Source organism: Pseudomonas sp. MD195_PC81_125 (assembly GCF_014060985.1).
GTDB classification, from domain to species: Bacteria; Pseudomonadota; Gammaproteobacteria; order Pseudomonadales; family Pseudomonadaceae; genus Aquipseudomonas; species Aquipseudomonas parakoreensis.
Window position 1 is genome coordinate 1 of sequence record NZ_JABULD010000435.1, and the last position, 9902, is coordinate 9902.

At 61.4% G+C, this 9902-nt stretch carries 5 protein-coding genes and 2 pseudogenes; all 7 read left to right on the forward strand.

All coding sequences use genetic code 11. The features are described 5' to 3' along the window. The first annotated feature begins 398 nt into the window (after positions 1 to 398). The 7 genes and pseudogenes from hutU to hutH (HT737_RS17635) all read left to right on the forward strand — a co-directional run bounded on the left by hutU (position 399) and on the right by hutH (HT737_RS17635) (position 9847). A pseudogene (gene hutU / locus HT737_RS17605) lies at positions 399 to 2080 on the forward strand (urocanate hydratase). A 142-nt stretch (positions 2081 to 2222) separates the two neighbouring features. Further along, positions 2223 to 3695, forward strand: coding sequence for a cytosine permease (locus HT737_RS17610; protein WP_182403458.1), 1473 nt, complete (start codon positions 2223 to 2225; stop codon positions 3693 to 3695). 69 nt (positions 3696 to 3764) lie between these two features. Then, positions 3765 to 4733 (forward strand): ABC transporter substrate-binding protein, encoded by a 969-nt coding sequence (locus HT737_RS17615; protein WP_041071468.1) that lies wholly within the window; start codon positions 3765 to 3767, stop codon positions 4731 to 4733. Positions 4734 to 4816: 83 nt separating this feature from the next. Then, positions 4817 to 5668 (forward strand): proline/glycine betaine ABC transporter permease, encoded by an 852-nt coding sequence (locus HT737_RS17620; RefSeq protein ID WP_007949591.1) that lies wholly within the window; start codon positions 4817 to 4819, stop codon positions 5666 to 5668. After that, a pseudogene (locus tag HT737_RS17625) lies at positions 5665 to 6496 on the forward strand (glycine betaine/L-proline ABC transporter ATP-binding protein). The gene HT737_RS17620 and the pseudogene HT737_RS17625 overlap by 4 nt, the downstream one beginning before the upstream one ends. 178 nt (positions 6497 to 6674) lie before the next feature. Further along, the gene (hutH, locus tag HT737_RS17630) at positions 6675 to 8198 is read left to right on the forward strand and encodes a histidine ammonia-lyase (protein WP_047290870.1); all 1524 of its coding nucleotides are present in this window, start codon (positions 6675 to 6677) and stop codon (positions 8196 to 8198) included. 116 nt (positions 8199 to 8314) lie between these two features. Then, positions 8315 to 9847: a histidine ammonia-lyase gene (gene hutH / locus HT737_RS17635; protein ID WP_182403460.1), complete on the forward strand. Its 1533-nt coding sequence runs from the start codon at positions 8315 to 8317 to the stop codon at positions 9845 to 9847. Positions 9848 to 9902 lie beyond the last annotated feature (55 nt).

Genomic DNA, 9902 nt, shown 5'->3' on the forward strand with positions numbered 1-9902 from the left:
CTTTTGGGACCGCTACGCGCTCCATCGGGGATAAATCCCCTCACCACAATTGCATTTCAATTCCTGTTTCCCTCAGCGCACCAACTTGTTACCGAACGCCCCAGCGTGGCGCAAAGCCACGGGTTCGTAACGCTCCCCCGCGACCTCAATTCTCCCCCGCAAAAAATTTCATCCACGCCACAACCCTTGTTTCCAGAGCTCTGTAGCCCTGTTCGCGATTTTTCTTGAGCGGCTCTTCAGTGAGTTGGCCGCTTGATTGCATATGCTTGTATGTACAAGTAAAGACGTATGCGTATAAGTCCGCAGCGTCCACTGATTCGCTTGTCGCGCATTGAGGCGCGCAGGCTGCTTGCCCACTGCCAGGGTTGGTTTGAATTGATCGCTGAGGAGTCTTTTTCGTGACTGACACAAAACCTACTAAATACCGTGACGTCGAGATCCGCGCTGCACGCGGCAACAAGCTGACCGCCAAGAGCTGGCTGACCGAAGCGCCGCTGCGCATGCTGATGAACAACCTCGACCCGGAAGTGGCCGAGAACCCGAAAGAGCTGGTGGTTTACGGTGGTATCGGTCGCGCCGCGCGTAACTGGGAGTGCTACGACAAGATCGTCGAAAGCCTGACCCACCTGAATGACGACGAAACCCTGCTGGTGCAGTCGGGCAAACCGGTCGGCGTGTTCAAGACTCACAGCAACGCCCCGCGCGTATTGATCGCCAACTCCAACCTGGTGCCGCACTGGGCGAGCTGGGAACACTTCAACGAACTCGACGCCAAAGGCCTGGCCATGTACGGCCAGATGACCGCCGGCAGCTGGATCTACATCGGCAGCCAGGGCATCGTTCAGGCACCTACGAAACCTTCGTCGAAGCCGGTCGCCAGCATTACAACGACAACCTCAAGGGCAAGTGGGTCCTGACCGCGGGTCTGGGCGGCATGGGCGGCGCACAGCCATTGGCTGCAACCCTGGCCGGTGCCTGCTCGCTGAACATCGAATGCCAGCAGGTGAGCATCGATTTCCGCCTGAAAAGCCGTTATGTCGACGAGCAAGCCAAAGACCTCGACGACGCCCTGGCGCGCATCGCCAAATACACCGCCGAAGGCAAAGCGATCTCCATCGCCCTGCTGGGTAACGCCGCAGAAATCCTCCCGGAACTGGTCAAGCGCGGCGTGCGTCCGGACATGGTCACCGACCAGACCAGCGCCCACGACCCACTGAACGGCTACCTGCCGGCGGGCTGGACCTGGGACGAGTACCGCGCCCGCGCCAAGACCGAGCCGGCCGCCGTGATCAAAGCCGCCAAGCAATCGATGGCGGTCCACGTCAAAGCGATGCTGGACTTCCAGAAGCAAGGCATTCCGACCTTCGACTACGGCAACAATATCCGTCAGATGGCGCAGGAAGAGGGCGTGGAAAACGCGTTCGACTTCCCGGGCTTCGTCCCGGCCTACATTCGCCCACTGTTCTGCCGTGGCATCGGCCCGTTCCGTTGGGCGGCACTGTCGGGTGATCCGCAGGACATCTTCAAGACCGACGCCAAAGTCAAAGAGCTGATCCCGGACGACGCGCACCTGCACAACTGGCTGGACATGGCCCGCGAGCGCATCAGCTTCCAGGGTCTGCCGGCACGGATCTGCTGGGTCGGCCTGGGCCTGCGTGCCAAGCTCGGTCTGGCGTTCAACGAAATGGTGCGCAGCGGCGAGCTGTCGGCACCGATCGTGATCGGTCGCGACCACCTCGATTCCGGCTCCGTTGCCAGCCCGAACCGCGAAACCGAATCGATGCAGGACGGTTCCGACGCTGTCTCCGACTGGCCACTGCTCAATGCGCTGCTGAACACCGCGAGCGGCGCGACCTGGGTCTCGCTGCACCACGGTGGTGGCGTGGGCATGGGCTTCTCGCAGCACTCGGGCATGGTGATTGTCTGCGACGGGACCGACGAAGCGGCCGAGCGTATTGCGCGCGTGCTGCACAACGACCCGGCCACTGGCGTCATGCGTCACGCCGATGCCGGCTACCAGATCGCCATCGACTGCGCGAAGGAGCAGGGGCTGAACCTGCCGATGATTACCGGCAAATAAACCGATAGCCCTGTAGGAGCTGCCGAAGGTGCGATCTTTTGATGTTGATTTTTTAAGGTCAAGAGATCGCAGCCTCGTTTCACTCGACAGCTCCTACAGGTGTAGGAACCAACCCAGAATAACAATCCACAGAGGTTGAATCATGGCTGTAACCCCCGATCGTGCAGGTAACAAACCGTTGATCGAAAGGCGTTCGATCGACTACATCCCGGAAGCGGAAAGACACGGTCGTCTGTTGAGCCAGTTCACCCTGTGGATGGGTGCGAATCTGCAAATCACCGCGATTGTTACCGGGGCCCTGGCCGTGGTGCTGGGCGGGGATGTGTTCTGGTCGTTGATCGGTCTGTTGATCGGTCAACTGCTCGGCGGCGGCGTGATGGCGCTGCACGCGGCGCAAGGGCCGAAGCTTGGCTTGCCGCAGATGATTTCCAGCCGGGTGCAGTTCGGCGTGTATGGCGCGGCGATCCCGATCGTGCTGGTGTGCCTGATGTACCTGGGTTTCACCGCCACCGGTACGGTGCTTTCCGGCCAGGCGCTGGGCCAGTTGTTTGGCGTCAGCGACACGGTTGGCATCCTGCTGTTCGCCAGCGTCATCGTGGTGGTCACTGTGCTCGGTTATCGGGTGATCCACTGGATCGGTCGCGTTGCCAGCGTCATTGGCGTGATTGCCTTCGTGTATCTGTTCAGCCGCCTGCTGAGCCAGGTGGATGTGGGCGCCCTGTTGCAGATCCGCCACTTCAGCTGGAGCAGCTTCTTGCTGGCGGTGTCGCTCGCGGCGTCCTGGCAGATCGCCTTCGGCCCGTATGTGGCGGACTATTCGCGTTACTTGCCGAGCAAGGTTTCCTCGGTGAAAACCTTCTTTGCCGCTGGCGCAGGTTCGGTCATCGGCGCGCAGGTGGCGATGGTCCTCGGCGTATTCGCCGCGGCGTCGGCCAACGGCCAGTTCGCCGGGCATGAAGTGGCCTACATCGTCGGGCTGGGCGGCACCGGTGCCACGGCGGCGCTGCTGTACTTCAGCATCGCCTTCGGCAAGGTCACCATCTCGACGTTGAACTCTTACGGCAGCTTCATGTGCATCGCCACGATCATCAGCGGCTTCCGTGGGCATTTGACGGTCACCCGCCTGCAGCGTCTGGTATTCGTGCTGGTGATTGTCGGTGCGGCGACCCTGATCGCACTGCTTGGCCAGCATTCGTTCCTCGGTGCGTTCAAGTCGTTCATCCTGTTCCTGCTGGCGTTCTTCACGCCATGGAGCGCGATCAACCTGGTCGACTACTACTGCATCACTCGTGAGCGCTATGACGTACCGGCGCTGGCCAATCCGAATGGTCGCTATGGCCGCTGGAACCTGCTCGGGATCAGCGTCTATGTGTTCGGTGTGCTGGTGCAGCTGCCGTTCATCTCCACCAAGTTCTACACCGGCCCGCTGGTGGCTGCCCTCGGTGACGTGGATATTTCCTGGATCATCGGCCTGGTGCTGCCTGCCGCGCTGTATTACCTGTGCGCGAAAAAATGGCACGGCTCGGTGCCTGATCAACTGATTTTGCCGCTCGAGCAGAACAGTGTTGTACAACCTGAAAAAAGTGGGGCCGGGCGCGCTGCGGCGCAGGCCTGATTGGACGTGGACAGGGCTGGATGCCTCTTGACTGCCGTAAGCCAATTCATGATTAGGAGCGTCGCAATAATGAAATCGAACAAGACCCTGCTCACCACACTGCTGTCCATGGGCCTGCTGGCCAGTGCCGGCGCCACCCAGGCGGCCGGCTGGTGCGAATCCGGCAAACCGGTGAAATTCGCCGGCCTGAACTGGGAAAGCGGCATGTTGCTGACCGACGTGCTGCAAGTGGTGCTGGAGAAAGGTTACGACTGCAAGACCGACAGCCTGCCGGGCAACTCCATCACCATGGAAAACGCCTTGAGCAGCAACGACATTCAAGTGTTCGCCGAAGAGTGGGTCGGTCGCAGCGAAGTCTGGAACAAGGCTGAGAAGGCCGGCAAAGTCGTCGGTGTCGGCGCCCCGATCGTCGGCGCTATCGAAGGCTGGTACGTGCCGCGCTACGTGATCGAAGGCGACGCCAAACGCAAGATCGAGGCAAAAGCCCCGGACCTGAAAAACATTGCCGATCTGGGCAAATACGCGACGATTTTCAAGGACGCCGAAGAGCCGTCCAAGGGCCGTTTCTACAACTGCCCGGCGGGCTGGACCTGTGAGCTGGACAACAGCGAAATGCTCAAGAGCTACGGCCTGGAAAACAGCTACACCAACTTCCGTCCGGGCACCGGCCCGGCGCTGGATGCGGCGGTGCTGTCGAGCTACAAGCGTGGCGAGCCGATCCTGTTCTACTACTGGTCGCCAACCCCGCTGATGGGCCAGATCGACGCCGTCAAACTTGAAGAAAAACCGGGCGTCGACAAGAGCGTGAGCATCAAGGTCGGTCTGTCGAAAACCTTCCACGAACAGGCGCCGGAACTGGTGGCCGTGCTGGAAAAAGTCAATCTGCCGATTGATCTGCTGAACCAGAACCTGGGCCGCATGGCGAAGGAACGTATCGAGTCGCCAAAACTGGCGAAAATCTTCCTCAAGGAACATCCTGAGGTCTGGCACGCGTGGGTCAGTGACGACGCAGCCAAGAAAATCGACGCGGCGCTGTAGGTCGATACCTCCCGGCTAACCGTGAGGCTGGCCGGGAGATATGCCGTCATCGCTTGATTGAGATTTCTGATTGAGAGCCGCTTATGTTTCCCGAAAGCTTTACCTTTTCCATCGCCGACTGGGTCAACGGTTGGGTCGATTCGCTGGTCACCAATTATGGTGATGTGTTCCGCCACATCTCGGACACGCTGCTGTGGGCCATCGTCAACCTCGAAGGCCTGCTGCGTGCGGCGCCGTGGTGGTTGATGCTGGCGATCGTCGGTGTGGTCGCCTGGCACGCCACGCGTAAAGTCGTGACCACCGCCGTCATCGTCGGTCTGCTGTTCCTGGTGGGCGCTGTCGGCCTGTGGGACAAACTCATGCAGACGCTGGCGCTGATGATGGTCGCGACGATCATTTCGGTGCTGATCGGCATTCCGCTGGGGATTCTCTCGGCGCGCAGCAATCGACTGCGTTCGGTGCTGATGCCGCTGCTCGACATCATGCAGACCATGCCCAGCTTCGTGTACCTGATTCCGGTGCTGATGCTGTTCGGCCTGGGCAAGGTCCCGGCGATTTTCGCCACGGTGATCTATGCCGCGCCGCCGTTGATCCGCCTGACCGATCTGGGCATTCGCCAGGTCGACGGTGAAGTGATGGAAGCGATCAACGCCTTCGGTGCCAACCGCTGGCAGCAACTGTTCGGTGTGCAACTGCCGCTGGCCCTGCCGAGCATCATGGCCGGGATCAACCAGACCACGATGATGGCCCTGTCGATGGTGGTGATCGCCTCGATGATCGGCGCCCGAGGTCTGGGTGAAGACGTACTGGTGGGCATTCAGACCCTCAACGTCGGACGCGGCCTCGAAGCCGGTCTGGCGATCGTGATTCTCGCAGTGGTCATCGACCGCATTACTCAGGCGTACGGTCGGCCACGGCATGAGGTGAGCAAATGAACAACGCAACCGTGAGCAAGATCGAAGTCAAAAAACGTCTTCAAGATTTTCGGCAACCGCGCCAAAGACGCACTGGCGATGGTTGGCCAGGGCAAGACCAAGGATCAGGTGCTGAACGAAACCGGTTGTGTGGTCGGGGTCAACGACCTGTCGCTGAGCATCGGCACTGGCGAGATCTTCGTGATCATGGGGCTGTCCGGCTCGGGCAAGTCGACGCTGGTGCGCCACTTCAATCGCCTGATCGACCCCACCAGCGGCGCGATCCTGGTCGACGGCGTGGACATCCTGCAATACGACATGGAAGCGCTGCGCGAATTTCGCCGGCACAAGATCAGCATGGTGTTCCAGAGCTTCGGCCTGCTGCCGCACAAGACCGTGATCGAGAACGTCGCCTACGGCCTGAAAGTGCGCGGCGAGAGCAAGCAACTGTGCGCCGAACGTGCGCTGCACTGGATCAACACCGTGGGCCTCAAAGGCTACGAAAACAAATACCCGCACCAGCTCTCCGGCGGCATGCGTCAGCGCGTGGGCCTGGCCCGTGCCTTGGCGGCGGACACCGACATCATCCTGATGGACGAAGCGTTCAGTGCGCTCGATCCGCTGATCCGCGCCGAGATGCAGGACCAGTTGCTGGAGCTGCAAAAGACCCTGCACAAAACCATCGTCTTCATTACCCACGACCTCGACGAGGCCGTGCGCATCGGCAACCGCATCGCGATCCTCAAGGACGGCCGCCTGATTCAGGTTGGCACCCCGAGAGAGATCCTGCATTCGCCGGCGGATGAGTATGTTGACCGGTTCGTGCAGCGGCGGGCGGCAGTAGTCTGAAATGGATTGCCTTTGTGGCGAGGGGATTTATCCCCGATGGGTGGCGAAGCCGCCCCCAAACATTGCATGCGGTGCACCTGAAACATCCTGGCTGAAGGTTTTGGGGCTGCTGCGCAGCCCATCGGGGATAAATCCCCTCGCCACAGGGTGTATCAACAGAATTGGTATGAGGTTTTAGATGTCCCAGGCTGAAAAAATCATCATCACCGGCAACCCCCTGCATTGGCAGGACGTGGTCGCCGTCGCCCGTCACGGCGCGCAACTGGAACTGTCGAGCGAAACCTGGGCACGCATCGAAAACGCTCAGGGCATCGTCCAGCGCATCGTCGAAAGCGGCGAGCGCGCTTATGGCGTCAATACCGGCCTGGGTGGTTTGTCCAATGTCTCGCTGAAGGACGAACAACTCAGCCAGCTCTCGCGCAACACCTTGCTCAGTCACGCCTGCGGTGTCGGCCCGGTGCTGCCCGATGAACAGACCCGCGCGATCATCTGCGCGGCGATTCACAACTACAGCCATGGTAAGTCCGGTATTCATCGCCGCGTGGTCGAAGCGTTGCTGGCGCTGCTCAATCGTGGCATCACCCCGCAGGTGCCGGCGCAAGGCTCGGTGGGTTACCTGACGCACATGGCGCACATCGGCATCGCGCTGCTGGGCGTGGGCCATGTCAGCTATCGCGGGCAAATCATCTCGGCGCAGCAGGCGTTGGCCGAAGAAGGCTTGCAACCGGTGCAGCTCGGCGCGAAGGACGGTTTGTGCCTGGTCAACGGCACGCCGTGCATGACCGGCCTCAGCTGCCTGGCGATTGCCGATGCGACGCGCCTGGTGCAATGGGCCGACGTGATCGGCGCCATGAGCTTCGAAGCCCAGCGCGGTCAGATCGCCGCGTTCGACGCCGAGATCATCGCGCTCAAGCCGCACCCGGGCATGCAGCAGGTCGGGAGCAATCTGCGTGCGTTACTCGATGGCAGTGAAGTGATCGCGACCAGCAAGGGCATTCGCACTCAGGATGCGTTGAGCATCCGCTCGATCCCGCAGGTGCACGGCGCAGCGCGCGATCAACTGGAACATGCGATCAGGCAGGTGGAAGCCGAACTCAATGGCTGCACCGATAACCCGTTGCTGCTGGGCACGCCGGACAACTTCCGGGTGATGTCGCAGGCTAACCCGCACGGCCAGTCAGTGGCGATGGCAGCGGATCTGCTGGCGATTGCCATGGCTGAAATCGGCTCGATTGCCGAGCGTCGCCTCGATCGCCTGGTCAACCCGCACGTCAGCGGTCTGCCGGCGTTTCTGGTGGCCAATCCGGGGGTGAACTCCGGGATGATGATCGTGCAATACGTCGCCGCCTCGCTGTGTGCCGAGAACCGCCAACTGGCGCAACCGGCGGTGCTCGACAACTACGTCACCTCGGGCCTGCAGGAAGACCACTTGAGCATGGGCACCAGCGCTGCGCTGAAGCTGCACCGTGCCCTCGAAAACTGCACGCAGATCCTCGCCATCGAGTACCTGCTGGCGGCGCAGGCCTTTGAATTTCTCAAGGAGCAGCGCTTTGGCGCGGGCACCGACCGGGCGTGGCGCCTGCTGCGTGAAACCGTCCCGGCCTACGATCAGGATCGCTGGCTGGCGCCGGACATCGCTGCCGCCGCAAGCGTTCTGAAACACCCGGATTCGCTGCACAACGTATTACCGAATCTGCACTGACAATACCCATACCAGCGTGCCAAGGCGTGGATCGTCCACAAGACGAGAAACGACGGATAACGGAATGCTCCGGAGCGACTGGTAGTTAATAACAATGCCTAAACAGGAGCATTTAAATGACTGCGCTGAACCTGATTCCCGGCCAATTGAGCCTGGCCCAACTGCGTGACGTTTATCAGCAACCGGTCAAGCTGACCCTCGACCACAGCGCCTCCGCGCAGATCGAGGCCAGCGTTGCGTGTGTCGAGCAGATCCTCGCCGAGAACCGTACCGCCTACGGCATCAACACCGGTTTCGGCCTGCTGGCCTCGACCCGCATCGCCAGTGAAGACCTGGAAAACCTCCAGCGCTCGCTGGTGCTGTCCCACGCCGCCGGCGTCGGTCAGCCGATCAGCGATGAACTGGTGCGGCTGATCATGGTGCTCAAGGTCAACAGCCTCAGCCGTGGTTTCTCCGGCATCCGCCGCGTGGTGATCGACGCGCTGATCGCACTGATCAACGCCGAGGTGTACCCGCACATTCCGCTCAAAGGTTCGGTCGGCGCCTCCGGTGACTTGGCACCGCTGGCGCACATGTCGCTGGTGCTGCTCGGCGAGGGCAAGGCGCGCTACAAGGGTGAATGGATGGAGGCGACCGAGGCGCTGAAAGTCGCAGGTCTGACCCCGCTGACCCTGGCGGCGAAAGAAGGTCTGGCGCTGCTCAACGGCACTCAGGTGTCCACCGCATTTGCCCTGCGCGGTCTGTTTGAAGGTGAAGACCTGTTTGCCGGTGCGCTGGCAATCGGCGGTCTGACGGTGGAAGCGGTGCTCGGTTCTCGCTCGCCGTTCGATGCACGTATTCACGCCGCTCGCGGTCAGAAAGGCCAGATTGATGCAGCCGCCGCATATCGCGATCTGCTCGGCGAGCGCAGCGAAGTCTCCGATTCGCACCAGAACTGCGAGAAGGTGCAGGATCCGTATTCGCTGCGCTGCCAGCCGCAAGTCATGGGCGCTTGCCTGACCCAGTTCCGTCAGGCCGCCGAAGTGCTGGCCATCGAAGCCAACGCCGTCTCCGACAACCCGTTGGTGTTCGCGGCTGAAGGCGATGTGATTTCCGGCGGTAATTTCCATGCCGAACCGGTGGCCATGGCCGCCGACAACATGGCCCTGGCCATCGCTGAAATCGGCTCGCTGAGCGAGCGCCGCATCTCGCTGATGATGGACAAGCACATGTCGCAACTGCCGCCGTTCCTGGTGGCCAATGGCGGCGTCAACTCGGGCTTCATGATCGCTCAGGTGACCGCCGCGGCACTGGCCAGCGAGAACAAGGCGCTGGCCCATCCGCATTCGGTCGACAGCCTGCCGACCTCGGCCAACCAGGAAGACCACGTGTCGATGGCCCCGGCCGCCGGCAAGCGCCTGTGGGAAATGGCCGAAAACACCCGCGGGATTCTCGCGGTGGAGTGGCTGGCGGCGGTGCAGGGGCTGGACCTGCGCAACGGTCTGAAGACCTCGGCCAAGCTGGAACAGGCGCGGGCGATTCTGCGGCGCGAAGTGCCGTTTTATGAGAAGGATCGCTTCTTTGCCCCGGACATCAATGCGGCGACCGAGTTGTTGGCTTCGCGCTGCTTGAGCGAATGGGTTCCGGCGAAATTGCTGCCTAGCCTGTAACGGCCTCTTCGCGAGCAGGCTCGCTCCCACAGGGGAATGCATTTCAACTGTGGGA